Annotated in this window: 17 protein-coding genes and 1 tRNA gene; 6 read left to right on the top strand and 12 right to left on the bottom strand. The window is 72.7% G+C overall.

What is annotated here, in order from left to right; genetic code table 11:
• Positions 1–40: 40 nt before the first annotated feature.
• The gene (locus tag G7063_RS15295) at positions 41–415 is read right to left on the bottom strand and encodes a TM2 domain-containing protein (protein ID WP_240916046.1); all 375 of its coding nucleotides are present in this window, start codon (positions 413–415) and stop codon (positions 41–43) included.
• Positions 416–548: 133 nt separating this feature from the next.
• Positions 549–1928: a PhoH family protein gene (locus tag G7063_RS11020; protein ID WP_166414434.1), complete on the bottom strand. Its 1380-nt coding sequence runs from the start codon at positions 1926–1928 to the stop codon at positions 549–551.
• 167 nt (positions 1929–2095) lie between these two features.
• Here G7063_RS11020 and G7063_RS11025 point away from each other — a divergent pair, with 167 nt between their 5' ends.
• Positions 2096–3529: an amidase gene (locus tag G7063_RS11025; RefSeq protein ID WP_166414435.1), complete on the top strand. Its 1434-nt coding sequence runs from the start codon at positions 2096–2098 to the stop codon at positions 3527–3529.
• Positions 3530–3586: 57 nt separating this feature from the next.
• Here G7063_RS11025 and G7063_RS11030 read toward each other — a convergent pair whose 3' ends face one another.
• From G7063_RS11030 to G7063_RS11040, 3 genes are all read right to left on the bottom strand, one after another.
• Positions 3587–4096 (bottom strand): flavodoxin domain-containing protein, encoded by a 510-nt coding sequence (locus G7063_RS11030; RefSeq protein ID WP_166414436.1) that lies wholly within the window; start codon positions 4094–4096, stop codon positions 3587–3589.
• A gap of 127 nt (positions 4097–4223) precedes the next feature.
• Complete coding sequence (locus tag G7063_RS11035; protein WP_166414437.1) at positions 4224–5003, bottom strand: hypothetical protein; 780 nt, start codon at positions 5001–5003, stop codon at positions 4224–4226.
• Entirely contained in the window at positions 5003–6643 is a 1641-nt protein-coding gene (locus tag G7063_RS11040; protein WP_166414438.1) for an AAA family ATPase, read from the bottom strand. Before G7063_RS11040 ends, G7063_RS11035 begins: the two co-directional genes overlap by 1 nt.
• A 74-nt stretch (positions 6644–6717) precedes the next feature.
• On the opposite strand from G7063_RS11040, the gene G7063_RS11045 reads away from it, so the two are divergent.
• From G7063_RS11045 to G7063_RS11055, 3 genes are all read left to right on the top strand, one after another.
• Positions 6718–7161, top strand: a complete 444-nt coding sequence (locus G7063_RS11045; protein WP_166414439.1) for an HIT family protein — start codon at positions 6718–6720, stop codon at positions 7159–7161.
• A gap of 141 nt (positions 7162–7302) precedes the next feature.
• Entirely contained in the window at positions 7303–9927 is a 2625-nt protein-coding gene (locus G7063_RS11050; protein WP_166415329.1) for a phosphoenolpyruvate carboxylase, read from the top strand.
• Between the two features lie 212 nt (positions 9928–10139).
• Complete coding sequence (locus tag G7063_RS11055) at positions 10140–11504, top strand: nitrate/nitrite transporter (protein WP_166414440.1); 1365 nt, start codon at positions 10140–10142, stop codon at positions 11502–11504.
• A 34-nt stretch (positions 11505–11538) separates the two neighbouring features.
• On the opposite strand, the gene G7063_RS11060 is transcribed toward G7063_RS11055, so the two are convergent.
• Positions 11539–12624 carry a Gfo/Idh/MocA family oxidoreductase gene (locus G7063_RS11060; protein ID WP_166414441.1) on the bottom strand — a complete coding sequence of 362 codons (1086 nt, stop codon included), beginning with the start codon at positions 12622–12624 and terminating at the stop codon, positions 11539–11541.
• A gap of 107 nt (positions 12625–12731) precedes the next feature.
• On the opposite strand from G7063_RS11060, the gene G7063_RS11065 reads away from it, so the two are divergent.
• Together G7063_RS11065 and G7063_RS11070 are read left to right on the top strand one after the other, a co-directional pair.
• Entirely contained in the window at positions 12732–13124 is a 393-nt protein-coding gene (locus G7063_RS11065; protein ID WP_166414442.1) for a cupredoxin domain-containing protein, read from the top strand.
• Between the two features lie 169 nt (positions 13125–13293).
• On the top strand, positions 13294–14328 hold the full coding sequence (locus G7063_RS11070; protein ID WP_240916047.1) for an NAD(P)-dependent oxidoreductase: 1035 nt from the start codon (positions 13294–13296) through the stop codon (positions 14326–14328).
• A gap of 64 nt (positions 14329–14392) precedes the next feature.
• Here the strand turns inward: G7063_RS11070 and G7063_RS11075 are convergent, their stop codons facing one another.
• The 6 genes from G7063_RS11075 to G7063_RS11100 form a co-directional block, all read right to left on the bottom strand.
• The gene (locus G7063_RS11075) at positions 14393–15016 is read right to left on the bottom strand and encodes an L-threonylcarbamoyladenylate synthase (protein ID WP_166414443.1); all 624 of its coding nucleotides are present in this window, start codon (positions 15014–15016) and stop codon (positions 14393–14395) included.
• Positions 15017–15073: 57 nt separating this feature from the next.
• A complete protein-coding gene (locus G7063_RS11080; RefSeq protein WP_166414444.1) occupies positions 15074–15754 on the bottom strand; it encodes a TetR/AcrR family transcriptional regulator in 681 nt (226 codons plus the stop codon).
• Between the two features lie 115 nt (positions 15755–15869).
• The gene (locus G7063_RS11085) at positions 15870–16763 is read right to left on the bottom strand and encodes a TIGR01777 family oxidoreductase (RefSeq protein ID WP_166414445.1); all 894 of its coding nucleotides are present in this window, start codon (positions 16761–16763) and stop codon (positions 15870–15872) included.
• Between the two features lie 98 nt (positions 16764–16861).
• Positions 16862–18256 (bottom strand): MATE family efflux transporter, encoded by a 1395-nt coding sequence (locus tag G7063_RS11090; RefSeq protein WP_166414446.1) that lies wholly within the window; start codon positions 18254–18256, stop codon positions 16862–16864.
• Between the two features lie 310 nt (positions 18257–18566).
• A tRNA-Met gene (locus G7063_RS11095) sits at positions 18567–18640 on the bottom strand.
• A gap of 234 nt (positions 18641–18874) precedes the next feature.
• Positions 18875–21889 carry a UPF0182 family protein gene (locus G7063_RS11100; RefSeq protein WP_166414447.1) on the bottom strand — a complete coding sequence of 1005 codons (3015 nt, stop codon included), beginning with the start codon at positions 21887–21889 and terminating at the stop codon, positions 18875–18877.
• Between the last annotated feature and the right edge of the window lie 62 nt (positions 21890–21951).

Here is a 21951-nt window from a genome sequence, read left to right on the forward strand (position 1 = left end):
CCGCGTGTGCGGGACGGCGCCGTGCGTCGTGCGGGACGGGTCAGGTCCAGTTGACGAGCTTGCGGCCGTCCTTGTCCTTGAAGGCGCCGACGGCAAGCATGATGACGTCGATGAGCTGCCAGATACCGAAGCCACCGACGGTGAGGATCATGAGGATTCCCGTGCCGATCTTCCCGACGTAGAAGCGGTGGATCCCGAGGTAGCCGAGGAAGAACGCGAGGAGGAACGCGATGAGGATCGTCTTGTCGCTCGCGGGCGTGCCGTCGGGCGCGAAAGCCTGCCGACCCGGGCCGGTCGGCTGTCCGTAGGCCTGCGCGGGCTGCTGCGCGTACGGCTGTCCGTAGGCCTGCTGCGGCGCACCCTCCTGCGGGTAGGGCTGCTGGCCGTACGGGTTGGGCTGGTTCGGTTCGGTCACGATGTCCCTCTCGTCGATGTTCGTGCCCCCTGGGTCACGCGCACAGCGTAGCGGCACCGGGCGCTCCGCGTCGTGCGACCTGCCCCGATGCCCACAATCGGCGGCCGCGCGATGCCTCTCGGAGTGCGGAGCCCTACGCCGTGACGTCCTCGAGCAGCTGCGTGACGAGTGCGGCGACCGGGGAACGCTCGGAGCGGGTGAGGGTGACGTGGGCGAAGAGCGGGTGGCCCGCGAGCTGCTCGACGACGGCCGCGACCCCGTCGTGGCGTCCGACCCGGAGGTTGTCTCGCTGAGCGACGTCGTGCGTGAGGACCACGCGGGAGTTCAGCCCGATCCGCGAGAGCACGGTGAGCAGGACGCCGCGCTCGAGCGACTGGGCCTCGTCGACGATGACGAACGCGTCGTGGAGCGAGCGGCCGCGGATGTGCGTGAGCGGCAGGACCTCGAGCAGGTCGCGCGCGACGATCTCCTCGACGACCTCCTTGGCGACGACCGAGCCGAGCGTGTCGTAGACGGCGTCCGCCCAGGGGTTCATCTTCTCGGCCTCGGTGCCGGGCAGGTAGCCGAGCTCCTGGCCGCCGACGGCGTACAGCGGCCGGAAGACCATGATGCGGCGGTGCTGGCGCTTCTCGAGGACGGCCTCGAGGCCGGCGCACAGGGCGAGCGCAGACTTGCCGGTGCCGGCGCGCCCACCGAGGGAGACGATGCCGATCGACGGGTCGGTGAGGAGGTCGATCGCGATGCGCTGCTCGGCGCTGCGTCCGCGCAGGCCGAAGACCTCGCCGTCGCCGCGCACGAGCTGGACGTGCTTGTCGGCGGTGATCCGCCCGAGCGCGGAGCCGCGCGGGGAGTGCAGGACGAGGCCGGTGTGGACGTGGGGCGTCGTCGTCTCCTGGAACGCGGTGAGCGTCTCGGCGGGCAGGTCGCTCAGCGCGAATGACTCGTGCTCCCAGAGGGCGGCCATCGTCTGCTCGGGGACGTCGAGCTCGGCGATGCCGGTGTGGCCGGGCTCGGTGGCCTGCTCGGCGCGGTACTCCTCGGCGGTCAGGCCGCACGCGGAGGCCTTGATGCGCATGGGCAGGTCCTTGGAGACGACGGTGACGTCGGCGCCCTCGGCCGCGAGGTTGGCGGCGACGGCGAGGATGCGGGAGTCGTTGTCGCCGAGGCGGAAGCCGGCGGGCAGGACAGAGGGGTCGATGTGGTTGAGCTCGACGCGCAGCGTGCCGAGCCCGGCGCCGAGGGGCAGGGGCCGGTCGAGGCCGCCGTGGCGGACGCGCAGGTCGTCGAGCGCGCGCAGGGCGGCGCGGGCGAAGTGGCCGAGCTCTGCGTGGTGGCGCTTGGCCTCGAGCTCGGTGACGACGGTGAGCGGCAGGACGACGTCGTGCTCGGCGAACCTGCGCAGCGCGGCGGGGTCGGAGAGGAGGACGGAGGTGTCGACGACGAACGTCCGCACGGGGCCCTCACCTCCGTCGGGCCGCGTGGTCGGGGTGACCGTCGTGCTCGTGGGGTTCATGCGGGCTCCCTGCGCTGGGGGCCGGCCTGGGTGGCAGGCCCGGGGGCGCCGGACGACGGGTGTGTCGTCCGTCACAACCAAACTACAGCGGTGTCGTTCGACCGTGAAGGGTGAAACGGGCGAACACGCGCCGAACTCCCGGCGCACACCGGGCCTAGGCTCGGGTCATGAGCGAGCTCCACGACCTCACCGCCCTCGAGACAGCAGCCGCGATCCGACGCCGCGAGACCTCCCCGACCGAGGTCGTGCGCCACGCCCTCGAGCGCGCCGAGCGCCTCGGCCCGCAGGTCGGCGCGTTCGTCACCCTCACGCCCGAGCGTGCGCTCGCCGAGGCCGCCGAGGCCGAGAAGGTCCTCGCCGCGGCCGACGACCCCGCGGACCTGCCGCCGCTGCTCGGTGTCCCCTGCCCCGTCAAGGACCTCACGATGGTCGCCGGCGTGCGCTTCACCGCGGGTGCCGCGCTCCTCGCGGACAACGTCGCGGAGGTCGACGACGGCGTCGTCACGCTCCTCGCCCGCGCGGGCACGGTCATGCTCGGCAAGACGACGACGCCCGAGCTCGGTCTTCCCTGCTACACCGAGCCCGAGGGCACTCCCCCGGCACGCACGCCGTGGGACTCCTCGCGCACGGCGGGCGGCTCGAGCGGCGGCGCGGCTGCGGCGGTCGCCGCGCGCATCGTGCCGGTCGCGCAGGGCAACGACGGCGGCGGCTCGATCCGCATCCCCGCGAGCGCGTGCGGTCTCGTCGGTCTCAAGCCGAGCCGCGGGCTCGTGAGCCCGGGACCGTGGGGCACGGACGGTGCGGGGCTCGCGAGCAACGGCGTCCTCACGCGTGACGTGCGGGACACGGCGGCGCTGCTCGGCGTCCTTGCGCGCCCGTGGCCGGGAGACCTGGTCGAGGCGCGGCGCCCCGCGGGCGGCTTCCTCGCGGCGCTCGACGCGCGCCCGCGCCGCCTGCGCGTCGGCCTGCTCACGACGCCGCTCATCGCGGACGACGCCGTCGTCGACCCCGCGTGCGTCGCGGCGGCGGTGCGGACGGCCGACGACCTCGCGGCGCTCGGGCACGACGTCGTCGAAGCACCCGTCCCCTTCGCCGCCGAGGCGTGGGACGCGTTCGCCGCGCTGTGGTCCGTCATGGCGCTGCAGGTTCCGGTGCCGCCGGAGGCCGAGGGCCTGCTGCGGCCACTCACGCGCTGGCTGCGCGAGAACGGGCGGCGCGTCTCTGGCGTCGAGCACGCGGACGCGGTCGTCGCCCACCAGCGGCTCGTGCGTGCGGTCGGGCAGGCGTGGGACCACCTCGACGTCGTCGTCACGCCGACGCTCGCGCAGCCGCCGGTCCGCCCGGACCAGCTGCGGGACGACGCCGACCCGGCGGCGGACTTCGCCGCGCAGACAAGGTTCACGCCGTGGACGAGCGTCTGGAACCTCACGGGCCGTCCGGCGGTGTCGCTGCCGGTCGCGGAGGTGGTGGTCGACGGGGCGACGCTGCCGGTCGGCGTGCAGCTCGGCGGCCGCCTGGGTCACGACGCGGAGCTGCTCGCCCTCGCCGCGCGGCTCGAGGACATCCACCGCTGGCAGGACCGCCGCCCGCCCCTCTCGTGACCGACCGCGGCCCCGTCGTCCACGATGACGACGGGGCCGCGGCCGTACGTGCTGCGCTCAGGCGTCGGCGTGCTCCGGGGTCCCGACGAGGTGACCCGCGATCGTGCCGGCCCACTCACGCACCGCGGCCATGTCGCGGCGGTCGCCCTGCTTGCCGCGCGCAGCGGCGATGATCGCGCGCTCGGAGAAGTTGAGGACGTTGAGGTCGAGCTTGCCCGGGAAGTGACGGTGGGCGACCGCGCCCGTGACGTTCATGCGGTCGACGGTCTCCGCCGGGCGGTTCGACGCCTTCGCGGGCGAGTCCGCGAGACCGGACGAGAAGAGCCAGACGGGACGCTCGACGAGCTCCGCGACGTGCGCGTCGACGAGGTCGCGGGCGTCAGCGAGCCAGCGGCCCGTGTAGACGGCCGAGCCGACGACGACCGCGTCGTACCCGTCGAGCGACGTGACCTCGTCCGCAGGACGGACGTCGCAGCCGAGCCCTGCGTCGCGCAGGACGCCGCCGATCTGCTCACCGATCTCGAGCGTGCTGCCGTGGCGTGACGCCACCGCGACCAGAACCAACATGTGTGTCTCCTTGCAGACTGCCGGATGGATACGACCCCTCGCATTCCGTCCGTCCAGTGTTTCCCACGTCGTCCTCCTGAGGCTGGGCCTGAGGTCCCCCTTACCCGTGGCTGCACGTCACACAAGGTCAGAGATCGAGGACCCGTCCGCTCGGAGGCGCTGCGGGGTCGCCGCGGCCGTCGCGCCCGGGACGTGGGGCCTGGCCGGGTTCGAGGGGCTCGAGGCCGGGGACCCACAGGGGAGCGTCGGGCAGTCCGTCGGCCGGGAGCACCTCGGGCTGCGCGGGAGGTGCGGGCGACTCGAGGCGTCGTCCCAGGTCGGCTGCGGGAGCTCCCGCGCCGAGCCGTCCCCACGAGCGGCCGCGCACGGGCGGTGGGGGCGGAGGCTCGACGCGTCCGAGGACGAACGGGTCCTGAGCGGGAACCTCGAACCGACCGCCACGGGGCGCGACACGCCCACCCCCGGCGGCGCTGCGCCCGCCGGACGCCGGCAGCCCGCCGAACGCGGCCTGCCCCTCGAGAACGCTCGAGATCATCTCGCGCTCGCGCGCGACCTCCTGCTCCGCGAGCCTCGTCATGCGGGCCCCGTGGTCGAGGTAGACGTGGAAGAGCGAGCCGAGCCGCAGCGCCCAGACGAGCACCGAGATGCCTGCCTGCTGCGTCGTCTCGAACATCAGGCCGGCACCGAACCACCACGACACGAGGGCGACGCCGCCCCAGAGCGCGGCCCACGACTCGTCCCGCTCACGACGATCGGTGTGGAACTGCCGCAGCGCGTGGACACCGAACCAGGCGAACGTGAAGCAGCCGGCGGTGAGCACGGTCAGCCAGAAGCCGACGCGCTCGCCCCTGTGCCAGCTCCGGTCCTCGAGGCGATCCTCGACGCTGCGGACGCGTCCGAGCGACATCAGTAGGCCACCCGACGTCCCCGGACGTCGTCGGGTGCCAGCTCGGGGTGCAGCGGGACGCCGGGCTCGTCGACGAGGCTCGCGGCGACCGCGCGCGACGCGGCCCACTCACGGGTCCGCGCGATCTGCTCGGCCTGCGTCACGGACAGCGGGACCGTGTTGACGACGGCGCGGCGCACGTCGTCGACCGCGAGCGCGCGCCGTCCGGCGTAGGCGTCGAAGCACGCGGTGATGACGGCCTGCTCGATCTCGGCGCCGGAGAAGCCCTCGGAGCCGGCGACGAGGTCGCGCAGCAGCGCAGGCGTCGGCTCGACGGCCGAGCCCAGCTCGTGCCCGGCGGCGAGCCGGCGCTCGAGGTGGAGGCGCCAGATCTCCTCGCGCTCGGTCGGGGTGGGCAGGTCGACGAAGAAGATCTCGTCGAAGCGTCCCTTGCGGAGGAACTCGGGCGGCAGCGCGTCGATCTTGTTGGCGGTCGCGATGACGAAGACGGGCGCAGTCTTCTCCTGGAGCCACGTGAGGAACGTGCCGAAGACGCGCTGGCTCGTGCCGGAGTCGCCCGACTGCGACTGACCCGCGGAGCCGAAGCCCTTCTCGATCTCGTCGATCCACAGGATCGACGGGGCGACGGCCTCGGCGAGGCGCAGTGCCTCACGCATGTTCTGCTCGGAGGATCCGACGAAGCCCGCGAAGACCTTGCCGACGTCGAGCCGGAGCAGGGGCAGCCCCCAGAGCGTCGAGGAGCACTTGGCGGTGAGCGACTTGCCGCAGCCCGGCACGCCCGTGATGAGGATCCCCTTGGGAGCGGGCACGCCCCAGCCGGCCGCCTGCGGGAGCCACGAGCCCTGCCGGGTGACGAGCCAGCGCTTGAGGTTGTCGAGCCCTCCGACGTCCTCGATCGAGCCGGCCGCGGGCACGAACTCGAGGAGCGCGGACTTGCGGATCGTCTGGCGCTTCTCCTCGACGACGCGCGCGATGTCGTCGCGCGACAGGACCCGGTCGCCCGCGATCGCGCGTGCGAACGCGTTCTCGGCCTCCCAGCGGGTGAGGCCGCGCGCCGCCTGGAGGAGGTTCTCGCGGTCGGTCGGGGTGAGCTCGACGCGGATGCCGCCCGCGTTGGCCTCGCAGATCGCCTCGAGCACCTCGCCGAGCTCGGCCGTGTCGGGCAGCGGCAGGTCGACGACGGAGACGACCTTCTCGAGGTCGACGGGCAGCTGGAGAGCGGGCGAGACGATGACGAGCGTGTGCGCGACGTCGCCTGCCTTGAAGGCCGCCGCGGTGTCGAGCAGCGCGCGCACGAGGATCGGGTCGACGTCGCGGCCGTTCGCACCGAGGAAGTGGTGAAGGTCGTTGAAGACGAAGATCGTCGGCACGGGCGTCGACATCGCGGCCGTGAGCGCGTCCTCGGCAACCTGGGCACGGCCGGGGTCACCGGGGTGGTGGAGCCCGCGCGAGATGGAGTATGCGAGCACCTGGCGCTGCGTGCGCAGCGCGGTGGGGTCCTGCGCGATCGAGACGACGGCGGCCATGACGCGCTCGGTCTCGTGGGTCTCGACGAGCACGACGGGGTGGCGTGCGCGCAGGAGGTCGAGCAGCGACTCCCGGAACGCCTCCGACGTGCTGCGTGCCCCCTGCTGCTCCATGCGGACCCCCTCGGTCGTGGGCGGGGCCCTGCCCGCGTGCCTGCCCGGCCAAGATAGCGCAGTAGATTGCAGACATGGCGACCCTCTTCACGCGCATCATCGACGGCGAGATCCCCGGGCGGTTCGTGTGGTCGGACCCGGTCGTGGTGGCGTTCGCCACGATCGCGCCCATCACTCCCGGCCACGTCCTCGTCGTGCCCCGTACGGAGGTCGCATCCTTCACGCAGGCCGACGACGGGCTGCTCGCCCATCTCTCGCGCGTCGCGGCGGCGATCGGGCGTGCGCAGGAGGTCGCCTTCGAGGCGCCGCGTGCAGCGCTCCTCGTCGCGGGCTTCGAGGTCCCTCACCTGCACTTCCACGTCCTGCCCGCGTGGGGCGAGGCGGAGCTGACGTTCGCGGCGGCACGCCCCGGGACCCCGGGTGCTGAGCTCGACGAGGCCATGGAGCGGGTGCGCGCCGCGCTGCGTGCGGGCGGGGAGGGCGCGCACGTCCCGCCGACGCTCGGGGCGCCGTCCTGAGACGCCCGTCGCCGTCCGCGCGCGGGACCGTATGACGAACAGACGCGCGCCCGGCGCGACAAAGGTCCTATGGTCAAGGACGTGACCCACCAGGAATCCACCCCCACACAGCCGGACGAGCGCGGCACCGCGCGGCACGAGATGCCGGACGAGCTCCGTGCTGACGTCCGCCTGCTCGGCGGTCTGCTCGGCCAGATCCTCACGGAGTCGGTCGGCGCGGACCTTCTCGAGGACGTCGAGCGTCTGCGTTCGCTGACGATCGCGGCGTACGACGAGGACGGCTCGGCGTCGATCGAGGCGGCCGAGGCCCTCATCGAGACGTTCTCGCTCGAGCGCGCAGAGCAGGTCGCGCGTGCGTTCACGTGCTACTTCCACCTCGTCAACCTCGCCGAGGAGCACCACCGCGTGCGCATCCTGCGGCGCCGCGAGGCGGACACGACCGCTGCCACGGCCGTCGGCGACGACGTCCAGGCGGCCGTCACGCAGCTGCGCGAAGAGGTCGGCGCGGAGGAGACGGCGCGGCGCATCCGCGAGCTCGAGTTCCGCCCGGTCCTCACGGCTCACCCGACGGAGGCCCGTCGTCGCGCGGTGGCCGCCGCGATCCGTCGCATCACCGAGCTGCTCGGCGAGCGCGACGCACAGTCGATCGGCGGCATCACGCTCGCGGACAACCACCGTCGTCTGCTCGGCCAGATCGACACGCTGTGGCGCACGGCCCCGCTGCGTTCCTCGAAGCCGTCGCCGCTCGACGAGGTCCGCACCGCGATGAACGTCTTCGACCAGACGCTCTTCGAGACGTTCCCCGTCGTCTACCGTCGCTTCGACGACCTGCTCAACGGCGAGGACGCGGGTCTCGTCGAGCCGCTCGTCGCGCCGTTCGTGCGCCTCGGCACGTGGATCGGCGCCGACCGCGATGGCAACCCCAACGTCACGGCGGCCATCACCAAGCAGGCGGCCGCGATCGCGAACGAGCACGTGCTCGTCGCGCTCGAGGGCGTCGTCGCGGAGCTCGGTCGCAGCCTCACGCACGACGGCGACTCGACGCCCGGCTCTGCGGAGCTCTCGGCCCTGTGGCGCACGCAGACGCGCATGGCGGAGGAGCTCACGCGGGAGATCGCGGTGCGCTCGCCCAACGAGCCGCACCGTCGCGTGCTGCTCGTGGTCGCGGCTCGTGTGCGCGCCACGCGTCGTCGCGACGCGGACCTCGCCTACCGCACCGCCGACGAGCTCCTCTCGGACCTCCTCGTCGTGCAGCGCTCGCTCGTCGAGGCACGCGCGACGCGCGTCGCGTACGGCGACCTGCAGCAGGTCATCTGGCAGGTCCAGACGTTCGGCTTCCACCTCGCGGAGCACGAGGTGCGCCAGCACTCGCAGGTGCACCGCGAGACGCTCGCGGAGATCGCGGAGCACGGCGTCGACGGCCCGCTCTCGGAGCGCGCGGTCGAGGTCCTCGACACGTTCCGTGCTGTCGCCTTCGTCCAGGACCGCTACGGCGTCCCGGCCGCGCGCCGCTACATCGTCTCCTTCACGACGTCGGCCGAGGACCTCGGCAACGTCTACACGCTCGCGCGCCACGCGCTCGGCGAGGGCGCGGAGCTCCCCGTGCTCGACGTCATCCCGCTGTTCGAGACCTTCGCGGACCTCGAGGCGTCGGTCGACGTGCTCGAGGAGTACGTCACGCAGGCCGAGGTCGTCGAGCGGCTCGAGGCGACCGGGCGTCGCCTCGAGGTCATGCTCGGCTACTCGGACTCCTCGAAGGACGTCGGCCCAGTCTCGGCGACGCTCGCGCTCTACGACGCGCAGCAGCGCATCGCGGACTGGGCTCAGCGCAACAACATCACGCTCACGCTGTTCCACGGCCGCGGCGGCGCTCTCGGTCGCGGCGGCGGCCCGGCGAACCGCGCGATCCTCGCGCAGCCGCCGCACTCGGTCGACGGCCGCTTCAAGCTCACGGAGCAGGGCGAGGTCATCGCGGCGCGCTACGGCGACCCGGCGATCGCGGCCCGGCACATCGACCAGGTCGCGGCCGCGACGCTGCTCGCGTCCGCCCCGAGCAACGAGCGACGCAACTCGGAGGCGGCCGAGGCCTTCGCCGGCACCGCGTCGGTCATGGACGCCGCGTCGCGCGAGCGCTTCTTCGAGCTCGTCCACTCCCCCGGCTTCCCGGCGTGGTTCGCGCAGGTGACGCCCCAGGAGGAGGTCGGGCTGCTGCCGCTCGGCTCGCGCCCGGCCAAGCGTGGCCTGTCGATCAACTCGCTCGACGACCTGCGCGCGATCCCGTGGGTCTTCGCGTGGTCGCAGGCCCGCATCAACCTCACGGGCTGGTTCGGCCTCGGCACGGCGCTCGCCGCTGTGGGCGACGTCGACGAGCTGCGCCGCGCGTACGAGAGCTGGCCGCTGTTCTCGACGATGATCGACAACGTCGAGATGTCGCTCGCCAAGACTGACGAGCGCATCGCGGCCCGCTACCTCGCGCTCGGCGACCGCGACGACCTCGCGGCGCTCGTGCTCGAGGAGATGGCGCTCACCAAGGAGTGGGTGCTGCGCACGACGGGCAAGGACCGGATGCTCGCGAACATGCGGGTGCTCGGCCGGGCGGTGCAGATGCGCAGCCCGTACGTCGACGCACTCTCGCTCATCCAGGTGCGGGCCCTGCGGTCCCTCCGCCTCGACGACACGCGGACGGAGGAGGAGATCGCCCGGATCAAGCGGCTCCTGCTCATCACGCTCAACGGCGTGGCCGCCGGCCTCCAGAACACGGGCTGAGACCCGGACCGACACCCCGACGCCGGGTCGCGCGCATGCGCGGCCCGGCGTCGGCGTCCCCGGAACCGTCGTGAACGGGGTGCCGCGGGTGGTGGTTCGTCGGGCCGGTGGGTGAGATGCTCGACGCACCCGGCACGACAATAGGTAGGATGTTTTAGGCAGCCCCGTCCCGGCCCACCCGACCGGGCCTGCCACCCGCGGAAGGAACCCCAGTGCCGCAGCCCGGCCCTGCAGGCCACCAGCATCACGTCCCCCAGCCGATCGAGCGGATCACGGCGCGCGCCCTCGTCGTCTGGGGCGTCGCGCTGCTCGCATACGTCCTCGCGGTCGCCGCACGCTCGTCGCTCTCCGCGACGGGCGTCGAGGCCGCCGAGCGCTTCGGCACGACGTCGGCCGCGCTGTCGTCGTTCGCGGTGCTCCAGCTCGTCGTCTACGCGGGCCTCCAGGTGCCCGTCGGGTCGTTCCTCGACCGCTTCGGCCCCCGCGTCTCCCTCACCGTGGGCTGTGCGCTCCTCGGGGTCGGGCAGATCCTCCTCGGCCTCTCCGACTCCGTGCCCGGCGCGGTCGCCGCCCGCATCCTCGTCGGCTCGGGCGACGCGTTCGTCTTCATCCCCGCCGTCCGCCTGCTGCCCGCATGGTTCCCCGCACGGACGGTGCCCATCGCGACCCAGGTGACGGGGCTCGTCGGACAGCTCGGCCAGCTGCTCTCGCTCGGTCCGTTCGTCGCGCTCGTCGTCCTGCGCGGCTGGACAGGGGCGTTCGCGACCGCCGGCACCGTGACGATCCTCGCCGCTGTCCTCGTCCTCCTCGTCGTGCGCGACGCGCGTCGGATCTCGGTCGACGTCGACCTCACGACGCCCCTCGACCCTGACGCCCCCGACGCGCCACCGCTCGCCCGCGACGCCGTCGTCGTCCCGACGCCCGACGCCCCCTCGCTGCGCCGCACCCTCCTCGACCCCGGCACGCGCGCGGGCTTCTGGCTGCACTTCGTCGCGGCGATGCCCGCGTACACGTTCATCCTCCTGTGGGGATTCCCCTACATGACGAAGGCCGAGGGGCTCTCGGACGCCTCCGCGCTCCAGGTGATGAGCGCGTACGTGGCGTCGTTCGTCGTCGTGAGCCCGATCATCGGCATCCTCTCGGCACGCCTTCCCGCTCGGCGCCTCGCGATCGTGCTCGGGGCGGTCGGCCTGCAAGTCGCCGCGTGGGCCGTCGTCCTCGCGTGGCCGGGCCAGGCAAGCCTGCCGCTGCTGCTCATGCTCGTCATCGTCATGGGGGTCTCTGGCCCCGCGTCGCTGCTCGGCCTCGACCAGGCGCGCACGACCGTGCCGCTGCGCTCGCAGGGCGTCGCGACCGGCATGGTCAACGCGGGCGCGTTCGTCGCGAACCTCGTCGCGATGGGCGTCATCGGCGTCGTGCTCGACCTCATGGGCGAGACGAGCCCCACGCTGTTCTCCGACCGCGGGTTCACGATCGCGTGGGTCTCTCTCGTACCGGTCCTCGTCGTCGGCGTCGTCATGGCGGCCTTCGAGGACCGACGCCTGCGCCGCCACCTCGCGACGTTGCCCGCCGCCTGACCGCCGGGAGGCGTCAGCCGGAAGCCGTCAGCCGTCAGCCGAGCCCGACGGTCTGGACCTGCCCCGTCGCGGCCGCGCGGTGCGCGGCGGCGACGACGTCGAGGGTCACGGCGGCGCTCTCGACGCTCACGGGCACGGGCCCCCGCCCGTCGGCGGCCGCCGCGAGCATCTCGTAGAACGCGCCGTGGTCCCCGGGGACGTACGGCACGTCGCTCGTCGTCGTACCGTCCGGGGTCCCGGTCGTGAGCGTCATCGTCGCCGCGGAGGGCCGGGCGCCCCACAGCGTGCCGTCGTCCGCGAGACCGTCGCCCACGGGGTGACGCCCCGCGCGCAGCGCGTCCTCCTGGGGGTCGAGGCCCCACGACTCGACCTGCGCACGCTCACCGACGACACGCAGCCGCGGTCCCGGCGACGGCACGAGCGCGTTCATGGAGAGGTGCGAGCGCGCGCCGCCGACGTGCGTGAGCGCGACGAACGCGTCGTCGTCCGCGCCGACGCCGCTGCGGCGTACGTCGGTCTCCGCGTACACGGTCGCGACGGGCCCGAGGAGGTCGACCGCCTGGTCGACGACGTGCGTGCCGAGGTCGTGGAGCAGGCCGGGCAGGTCGGCGGGGTCCGCGGACTCGCGCCAGCCGCCGCGCGCCGCAGGACGCCAGTACTCCCAGCGCGCCTCGTAGCGGCGGACCTCGCCGAGCGTCCCCTCCCCGAGCAGGCGGCGCACCGTGAGGTGGTCGTCGTCCCAACGCCGGTTGTGGAAGACGGTGAGGAGGGCGCCGCGCGCGTCGGCGAGCTCACCGAGGCCGCGCAGGGTCGCGCCGTCGGGCGCTGCGGGCTTGTCGACGACGACGCCGAGGCCGCGTTCGAGCGCGGCGCGCGCGAGCGGGACGTGCGTGCGGTTGGGCGTCGTCACGACGACGAGGTCGACGCCGGCGGCCCACAGCGCGTCGGCGTCGGGCAGGACGTGCGTGCCCGGGTAGCGCCGCCCGATCTCCTCGGCGGCCGCGGCACGGCCCGTGACGACCGCCGCGAGCTCGAGCCCGGGGGTCGAGGCCACGAACGGGGCGTGGAACGCGGCGCCTCCGAGCCCGTAGCCGAGGATCCCGACCTTCACGTCCGTCATCGCTGACTCCCTCGTCGTCGCGGCAGTGCGGGTCCATCCTCCCATCTGAGGTCCCCTGCCGAGGACGTCGCCCGCCGCTCCCGCCGTGGCGGGGCTAGGGTCGTGAGGTGAACCGTGCTCCTCGCCGCGTCCTGCGCCCTGCCGCGGCGGTCGCCGCCCTCGTCCTCGTCCTCGCGGCATGCGGGCCGCAGCCGCCCGAGGAGCCCGCGGAGGCCTTCGTCGCCGACGACGGCAGCTACCACGTGCCCGTCCTCGCGCGCGACATGCGGTTCGACCCGCAGGAGATCACGGTGCCCGACGGCCGGCGCCTCGTCATCGAGCTGAAGAACGTCGACGGCATGCCGCACGACCTTGCGACGGCGACCGGGCTGCAGACGCCGCTGCTGCCGCGCGGCGAGACCGCGACGCTCGACGTCGGCGTCGTCGACGGCACGCTCGACGCGTGGTGCGCCGTCACCGGGCACCGCGAGGCCGGCATGGTCATGACGATCACGGGCTGAGCGCGCCGCCCAGGAACCGCTCGACGTCAACCTTCTCGACGCCAAGAGGTGCGCACGCGCCGCCGGACCGGCGGGGACACGCGCGCACGCTCGCTGGAGGGGACCAACGGCCCGACATGGCGGGGACCATCGGCCCGGTTCCACCGCTCGGACGGTGGAATAACTGGAGGTGAGAGAACTTCAGGACACAGAGAAGGGCACGACGATGCAGGACGTCCTCGTCATCGGAGGCACTGGTCTCCTCGGCTACCACACGACCCGGGAGCTGGTGAGCCGTGGCTACCGCGTGACGTCGCTGTCGCTCCCGCCCGTCCCCGCCGACGACCTCTTCGGCGACCTGGTCGGCGAGCCCGTCGTCGAGCTGCTCGGTGACGTCACCGAGATGTCGGACGGCGAGCTCGCGAACCTCCTCGCGGGCAAGCACGCGGTCTTCTACGCGGCCGGCGCGGACGAGCGCGTCGTGCCCGACGCGCCGTCGGCCCACTTCTTCTACAACGCGAACGTCCGCCCGACGCAGCGCGTGGCCCGTGCGGCTCGTCGGGTCGGCGTCGAGCGGTTCGTGCTCTACGGCTCCTACACCGCGGAGTTCGGCGAGCTGTGGCCCGAGCTCGGCTACCGCACGCGCAACGGCTACCCGCGCACGCGCCTCGCTCAGGAGGAGGCCGCGTACCTCGAGGGCGACGGCGCGATGGCCGTCATGACGCTGCGCCTGCCGTACATCTTCGGGCAGATGCCCGGCCGCATGCCGCTGTGGGAGATGTTCGTCAACCGGGTCGCCGCGACCGAGGGCGCCGTCCACGTGCAGCAGGGCTCGACGTCCGCGGTGACGGTGCGCCAGGTCGCGCAGGCCGCGGTCGGCGCGATGGAGCAGGGCGAGCACGGCGGTCGCTACGCGATCAACGACTACGACCTCACCTACCGCGAGCTCAACGAGATCATCTGCGCCGAGCTCGGCCGCGACGTGTCCGACGTCGTCACCGTGCCGCTCGAGGCGGTCCTGCCGGCGATGGCTCAGTACGACGCGGCGACGGCTGCGGCGGGCAAGGAGCACGGCATCCACCTCGCCGACTCGGCGGTGTTCCAGGACCGCGCGGCAGTGACGGACCCCGCGGTGACGCAGGGCCCGCTCGGCATCGTCCACGAGGACGTCCGCGCCGAGATCGTCTCGACGATCCGCACGATCATCGCGCTCCAGACGGTCTGAGCAGGTACGACGACGGCGCCGTCCCCGGCCGGGGGCGGCGCCGTCGTCGTGCGTGGGAGCGGATCTACTCGAAGGGCGCCGGGTCGCCCGAGCCGACGCGGACGACGACCGCGCCGCCGTCGGAGAGGTCGACGACGGTCGTCGGGCGGGCGTCGGTCTCCTCGCCGTCGTCGATGACGGCGTCGAGCTCGTGCCCGAGCTCGTCGTTGATGACCCAGCCCTGCGTGAGCGGCTCGTCATGGTCCGGGAGCAGGAGCGTCGAGGAGAGCAGCGGCTCGCCGAGCTCGCGCAGGAGCGCGCGGACGACGGGGTGCTCGGGGATGCGCACGCCGACGGTCTTCTTGCGCGGGTGCGCGAGGCGCCGCGGGACCTCCTTCGTCGCGGGGAGGATGAACGTGTAGGGGCCGGGCGTCGCGTGCTTGACGGCGCGGAAGGCCGCGTTGTCGAGGTGGACGAGCTGGCCGAGCTGCGCGAAGTCGGAGCACACCAGCGTGAAGTGGTGCCCCTCGCCGAGGTGGCGGATGCGGCGGATGCGGTCGGCGCCGTCGTGGTTGCCGATCGCGGCGCCGAGCGCGTAGCCCGAGTCCGTGGGGTAGGCGACGACGCCGCCGTCGCGGAGCAGCGCGACGACCTGCGCGATCGCGCGCGGCTGGGGATCGTGCGGGTGGACCTCGACGTAGCGTGCCATGCGGCGAGCCTACGCCGCGGCGGCGTCAGCCGCCGAGGGGTCCGGCGGCCGTGTCCGTCACGGCGCGGGCGTGGCGCGCGTCTCGACGTGCAGCCAACCCTCGCGGTCGCCGAGCTGCGAGGGGCGGGGATCGAGGACCGAGGTGACGATCGCGTCGATCGCGCGGGCCGTGGACTCGGCGAGCTCGAGGCGCTCGGGGTCGAGGAGCCACTGGACCTGGAGGCCGTCCATGACCGCGAGGATCGAGGCTGCGGCAGCGTCGACGTCGTCGGGGACCGCGACGTCGTTCTCGGTGCACATGACGCGGAACGCCTGGGCGACCTCGGCACGCAGCGTGCGGTAGCGGCCGACGAAGTAGGTGCGGCCGGGGTTGTCGTCGGTGACGGACTCGGCGGAGAGCACGGCGTAGGCCTGGACGATGCCGGCGCGCCTGGCGTTGGCGAACGCGGTCCTCACGAGGTGGCGGAAGAGCTCGACGCCGTCAGGGATGTGCTTCTCCTCGAGCCCGGCGACGTCGCTCTCGTCACGGTGCCGGAGCACCTCGAGGAGGAGGGCGTCCTTGGTGCCGAAGTGGTGGAGGACGCCCGCGTGGGTCATGTCGACCTGCTCGGCGATCTCGGCGAGGGAGCCCTTGGTGTAGCCCTTGGAGCCGAAGGTGTTGAGGGCTGCGTCAAGGATGCGCTCGCGCTTCTCGAGCGTCTCGGCGCGCATCCCCGTCCGCCGCTGCACGACTGCCATGTCCTGTCACCTTCCACGCCCCCTGCGGGAGCGCCTGCTCCCGTGCCCCTTCCGATGCTACGCGCGCGCACCGCGCGACGCGCGGCGCACGTTCACGATGCAAGCCCACGACGTGTCAGTGCCCCGTGAGGGCCGCCTCGACGGCCGAGCGGACGTCACGGTGCGCATGGACGAAGCCGTCGGCGAGCAGCCGCTCGGGGACGACGGCCTGGTCGGCGAGCAGGAGGTCGTCGGCTGCGTCCTGCAGCGCGAGCCGCAGCACGGGCCGCGGCAGGACGAGCAGGTGAGGACGGTGCAGGGCGCGGGCGAGCGAGCGCGTGACGTCCTCGCTCGTCGCGGTCGCGAGACCGACGAGGTTGACTGGCCCGGCGAGCTGCGAGGACGTGAGGAGGTGGACCATCGCTCCGATCTCGTCGGCGAGCGAGATCCACGGCCAGCCCTGCCGCCCGGGGCCGACGCGCGCACCCACGCCGAGACGCGTCGCGAGACGGAGCGGTGCGAGCGCGCCGCCCGGCCCGAGGACGAGGCCCGTGCGAGCGAGGACGACGCGCGTCGCCTCGGTGGCCCCCGCGGTCGCACCCTCCCACGCGTCGACGACGTCGGCGAGGAAGCCCGTCCCGCGCGCGGACGCCTCCGTGAGCCGCTCCCCCGGGCGGTCGCCGTAGATGCCGACCGCGGACGCGTTGAGCCACACTGACGGCGGGCTCGGGCTCTCGGCGACCGCGTCGGCGAGGAGCGTCGTCGTGAGGACGCGCGACTCGAGGATCCCGGCGCGCCGGGCGTTCGTCCACGGCAGTCGCGCGAGGGGCGCTCCTGCGAGGTTGACGAGCGCGTCGCACGTCGCGACCTCGTCGTCGGGCACCTTGCCCGCCTCAGGGTCCCAGCGGCGCTCGTCCGCGGTGCGCGGCTCGCGCCGCACGAGGGCGCGGACGTCGTGGCCGTCCGCGCGCAGCCGCGCGACGAGGCGCGTGCCGATCATGCCGGACGCACCGGCGACAAGGACCCGCATGACGCCTCCTCCGGCCGCGGCGCGACCCTCACCACCACACTGCCGTACGCACGACGCCCCGCGCCACAGGTGTGGCGCGGGGCGTCGTGCTGGCCGGGTCAGGCGGAGACGTGCTCCTTCGCGGGGGCCTCGGGCGCGTGCACGGGGCGCGACGGCGGTCGCTCGTCCGATCGCAGTGCCCGCAGCGCCGCGTACCACGCGGGAACGAGCAGCAGGACGGAGCCGAACCAGGCGAGCGGGTTGCCCCACGCGACGCCGGCGAAGCCGATCATGCCGCCGAGGATGATCGCGGCGACGACGCGCATGACGAGCTCGATGACGCCCGTCGCGGTCGGCACGAGCGTGCGCCCCATGCCCTGCAGCGCGCCGCGGAGCGTGAAGAGCACGCCGAGCGCCCAGTAGAACGCTCCGTTGATGACGAGGAACTGGTGCGCGAGCGCGACGACCTCCTCCTCGCCCTGCCCGACGAACGAGCGGATGATCGGGGCGCCGGCGGTGATGAGGATGAGGGCGAGCACGATCGAGACGCCGATCGACATGAGCGTGCCCTCGCGGACGCCGCGACGGATGCGGTCGGTGAGGCCGGCGCCGTAGTTCTGCGCGGCGAACGTCGAGACGGCGAGGCCGATCGACGCGAGGAACGCGACGGCGAGGCCGTCGACGCGGCCCGCGGTCGTCCAGGCTGCGACGGCGTCGGCGCCCATCGTGTTGAGCCGCACCTGCACGGCGAGCGCGCCGATCGCGATGATCGATGCGTTGAAGCCCATGGGCAGGCCGATACGCAGGTGCTCGACGAGCTCGGCCCGGCTCGCACGCAGGTCGGCGCGCGAGATGTGGAGCGCCGGGATGCGGCGGCGCACGTGGTTGAGGCACAGCGCGACGGAGAACGTCTGCGCGGTGATGGTCGCGAACGCCGCGCCCGCGACGCCACCGTTGAGGAGCGCGACGAAGACGTAGACGAGCCCGATGTTGAGCACGCACGAGATCGAGAGGAAGACGAGCGGCGTGCGGGAGTCACCGAGCGCGCGGATGATCGCGGCGAGGTAGTTGAAGTACATCGTCGCGAAGCCGCCGAGGAAGCTGATGACGGCGAACGTCGTCGCGTCGTCGAGGATCTCGGCCGGGGTCTGCATGAGCGTGAGCAGGGGGCGCGCGAAGACCGCTCCGGCGACCATGACGACGACGGTCGCGGCGCCCGTGAGGACGACGCCCGCGCCGACCGAGCGGCGCACGCCGGCGGCGTCGCCGGCACCGAAGGCCTGCGCTGTGGGGATCGCGAATCCCGAGGTCATGCCCCAGGCGAAGCCGAGGAGCAGGAACATCATGGCGCCGGTCGAGCCGACGGCGGCGAGCGCGTCGACGCCGAGCTCGCGGCCGACGACCCAGGCGTCGGCGACCTGGTAGAGCTGCTGGACGACGTTGCCGACGAGCAGCGGGAGGGCGAAGAGCAGGATGACGCGCCAGGGGGTTCCTGCGGTGAGCGCCTTGGACATGGCAGAGCTCCGGTGGCAAAGGTTCGTGCGGGGGGCGAGGTGCGGCCCGCGTCCGCCGGTCGGCCGGTGGCCTCGTCGACGTGGCGCCGGGCTGGTCGAGAGCTGTCGGCACTGCGGGTCGTAACGTTTCGATCCTAAGCCCGACCCACCCCCGTGCGTCTAGCCCTTTACCCCTCCGACCTGTGGAGAGGTCGTGTGACGTCCGTCGCGCCGGGCACCGGAGAGCACCTCCCCAGGGGCGGGGCCGCCACCTGAGGGCAAAGGGAAAGGCCCCCGGCTGCGTTTCCGCAGGCCGAGGGCCTTTCTTTCGTAGCGGGGACAGGATTTGAACCTGCGACCTCTGGGTTATGAGCCCAGCGAGCTACCGAGCTGCTCCACCCCGCGTCGATGCCTTAACTCTACGTCACGGTGTCCGCAGGGCCAAATCGAGCGGCTGTGACGCCGCGCACCTACGCCCCCGCACCCACGCCGTGCACCTCGACCTGCCGCCCGGCGACCGGGCCGCATGGAGCCGGGGTCCCGTGTCGCAGGGGCGGCCGGAGCACCGTCCCGCAGACGGCAGGAGCCGGCCGCCCTTCGCGGGACGACCGGCTCCGACCGTCGTGACGGGTGCCCTCGTCAGGCGCCCTTGCCCTGCGCCGCGATCGCACGGGAGATCGCGTCCTCGAGGCGCTTCTGCGCCTCGCCGTAGGCCGCGAAGTCGCCTGCCTTGAGCGCGGTGTCGGCGTCGTTGATCGCCTTCTCCGCGTCCGAGAGCGCCGTCGCGAGCTGCTCGGCGGGCGTGCCCGACGCGGGCGGGGTCGTCGGCTCGTCCGTCGGCGTGTCGGTGGGCGTGTCCGTCGGCTCGTCCGTCGGGGTGTCGGTGGGCTCGTCCGTCGGCGGAGCCGTCGGACCGGGGCTGTCCTCCTCCGTGACGGCACCGGAGTTGCCGCCGAACACGTCGTCGAGCGCCTCGCCGAGCGAGTCGCCCAGACCGACCTGGTCACCGAACGACACGAGGACCTTGCGCATGAGCGGGATCTTCGTGCCCGACGAGGACTGCACGTACACGGGCTGCACGTAGAGCAGGCCCCCGCCGACGGGCAGTGTGAGCAGGTTGCCCGAGACGACAGTCGCGTTGCCGACCCGCAGACCCGTGATGGCGTCGGCGATCCGCGCGTTCGTGTCGAAGTTGTTCTGCACGTTGCCCGGCGCGGGCACGGCGTTGTCCTTCGGCAGGTTGAGGAGCCTCAGCGTGCCGTAGCCCTCGCCGATGACGCCGGCCTGGTCACCGGCCTCCGCGTCCGCCGACAGGTAGCCCGTGAGCACCTGCCGCTGGCCGGTCGTCGTCCCGCCCGGGATGAACGTCGACATGAGCGAGAACCCGGGAGCGTCCTGACCCGGCATCTGCATCGTCAGGTAGTACGGCGGCTGCAGGGGCGCGTTGGTCTCGGACTTCGACGTCGGCTCGTTGGGCGTCTGCCAGAAGTCGGCGCTCGAGAAGAACGCCGACGCGTCCGTCACGTGGTACTTCGCGAGAAGCGCACGCTGGACCTTGAAGAGGTCCTCCGGGTATCGGATGTGGCTCATGAGGTCGCCCGAGATCTCGCTCACCGGCGTGTACGACGCGGGGAAGATCTTCTGCCACGTCTTGAGGACCGGGTCCGTGGTGTCCCACGCGTACAGCGTCACGGAACCGTCGTACGCGTCGACCGTCGCCTTGACGGAGTTGCGGATGTAGTTGACCGTCTGGGGGACGATCTCGGCGACAAGGTTGTTGCGCGCAGCCGTGTCATCGGTCGCGTCCTCGAGCGACTGCTGGGTCGCGTACGGGTACTGCGAGCTCGTCGTGTACCCGTCGACGATCCACTTGACGCGGCCGTCGACGACCGCCGGGTACACGCGCGAGTCGAGCGTGAGGTACGGCGCGACCTTCTGGACACGCTCGCGCGGGTCGCGGTCGTAGAGGATCTGCGAGTCGGACGTCACGCGGTCGGAGAAGAGCAGCTGCTCGTCGCCGAAGCGGACGGCGTAGAGGAGCTTGTTGATCGGGTTGCCGATCGACGGGCCGGCGGCGACGGTCCCGGTCGGGAAGGTCGTCATCACCTGACCCTCCTTGTTGTCCGGGTAGTCGAGCTCCCAGTTCCCGGAGCCCGACGGCGCGCCGACGATCGAGTACTCGGGCGAGTTCTGGCCGAAGTAGATGCGCGGCTCGTACTCGCCGAGCTCGCCGACCGACGGGATGCCGCCCTCGAAGAACGAGGGCTGGCCGTCCTTGTTGACGGCGTTGCCGTACGCGGCGACGACGCCGAAGCCGTGTGTGTACACGGTGTGGTCGTTGACCCAGTTGCGCTGGGCCTCGCCGAGGCCGGCCTGGTTGAGCTCGCGCACCGCGATGACGGTGTCGCGCTTCTCGCCGTCGATCTCGTAGCGGTCGACCTGGAGGGACCTGGAGAAGGAGTAGTACTGACGGTTCTGCTGGAGCTGGGTGAACGTCGGCGAGACGATCGCGGGGTCGAGGAGCCGGATCGACGCCGCGGTCTCGGAGTCCTCGCGCAGCGCGCCGGCGGTCGCCGTCGTCTTCGCGTCGTAGTCCGTCTCCTTGACGGCGTCGATGCCGAACGACGTGCGGGTCGCGTCGATGTTGCGTTGGATGTACTCGGACTCGAGCTCCTGCGCGTTGGGCCGCACCTGGAACCGCTCGACGATCGCGGGGTAGATCCCGCCGATCGCGACGGCGGAGACGATCATGAGGCCCACGCCGATCGCGGGGATCCGCCAGTTGCCGCGCACCGCGGTGACGACGAAGAGGATCGCGACGAGGATGGCGACGCCCGCGAGGATCGCGCGCGCCGGGATGACCGCGTTGACGTCCGCGTACGTCGCGCCCGTGATGTTCTTGCTCGAGCTGAGGAGGATCGTGTAGCGGTCGAGCCAGTAGTTCGCCGCGAGCAGGAGCATGCCGACCGCCGCGAGGACGGAGAGGTGCACGCGCGCCGCACGGGTAGTGCGCGACTCCCCCGCGGCGACCGTGCCCAGGCGGATGCCGCCGTAGAGGTAGTGCAACGCGGCTGCGCCGATGAGGCTCACGACGACGATCGCGAGGAGCGTCGAGACGACCATGCGCAGGCCCGGCAGGGTGAACGTGTAGAACGAGACGTCAAGCCCGAACTCGGGGTCCTTGACGCCGAAGCTCTGGCCGTTGATCCACAGCAGGACAGTCTCCCAGCGCGATGACAGCGCGCCGCCCGCGAAGAGACCGAGGAGCGCGGGACCGCCGAACGTCACGAGGCGCCGCAGCGGCTCGACGGCCTCGCGGTACTGGTCGAGGGTCGCCTGCTCGGGCGTCGAGGGTGCGTACACGGGGCGGTTGCGCCATGCGACGTGCAGGTTGACGCCGACAGTCACGGACATGACGAGGAATCCGACGACGAAGAGCCCGATGCGCACGCCCCACTCGGTGAGCAGGACGCGTTCGAAGCCGAGCTGGTCGAACCAGAGGACCTCGGTCCAGAAGCGGGCCGCAAGGACGACGACCGCGACGATCGCGGCGACGACGCCGACAGTGACTCCGAGCGGGCTGACCTTGCGACGCTCGCCCGACGGCGCGCGCCGAGGGTCAGGACGATCAGCAGGTGGACGTGTGAATGCCACGGTTTCTACCTTCTTGACGAGAGACGTTCTCGCTGGCCCAACGCCCCGGGACGCGCAGAGGT

It is taken from the genome of Sanguibacter sp. HDW7 (assembly GCF_011300875.1).
In the GTDB taxonomy this organism is placed as follows: Bacteria; Actinomycetota; Actinomycetes; order Actinomycetales; family Cellulomonadaceae; genus Flavimobilis.

Bases quoted from the DNA above. Each gene is read 5' to 3' on its own strand.
- G7063_RS11020 (WP_166414434.1), bottom strand. From the start codon at position 1,928: ATGAACCCCACGAGCACGACGGTCACCCCGACCACGCGGCCCGACGGA.
- G7063_RS11025 (WP_166414435.1), top strand. From the start codon at position 2,096: ATGAGCGAGCTCCACGACCTCACCGCCCTCGAGACAGCAGCCGCGATC.
- G7063_RS11030 (WP_166414436.1), bottom strand. From the start codon at position 4,096: ATGTTGGTTCTGGTCGCGGTGGCGTCACGCCACGGCAGCACGCTCGAG.
- G7063_RS11035 (WP_166414437.1), bottom strand. From the start codon at position 5,003: ATGTCGCTCGGACGCGTCCGCAGCGTCGAGGATCGCCTCGAGGACCGG.
- G7063_RS11040 (WP_166414438.1), bottom strand. From the start codon at position 6,643: ATGGAGCAGCAGGGGGCACGCAGCACGTCGGAGGCGTTCCGGGAGTCG.
- G7063_RS11045 (WP_166414439.1), top strand. From the start codon at position 6,718: ATGGCGACCCTCTTCACGCGCATCATCGACGGCGAGATCCCCGGGCGG.
- G7063_RS11050 (WP_166415329.1), top strand. From the start codon at position 7,303: ATGCCGGACGAGCTCCGTGCTGACGTCCGCCTGCTCGGCGGTCTGCTC.
- G7063_RS11060 (WP_166414441.1), bottom strand. From the start codon at position 12,624: ATGACGGACGTGAAGGTCGGGATCCTCGGCTACGGGCTCGGAGGCGCC.
- G7063_RS11075 (WP_166414443.1), bottom strand. From the start codon at position 15,016: ATGGCACGCTACGTCGAGGTCCACCCGCACGATCCCCAGCCGCGCGCG.
- G7063_RS11080 (WP_166414444.1), bottom strand. From the start codon at position 15,754: ATGGCAGTCGTGCAGCGGCGGACGGGGATGCGCGCCGAGACGCTCGAG.
- G7063_RS11085 (WP_166414445.1), bottom strand. From the start codon at position 16,763: ATGCGGGTCCTTGTCGCCGGTGCGTCCGGCATGATCGGCACGCGCCTC.
- G7063_RS11090 (WP_166414446.1), bottom strand. From the start codon at position 18,256: ATGTCCAAGGCGCTCACCGCAGGAACCCCCTGGCGCGTCATCCTGCTC.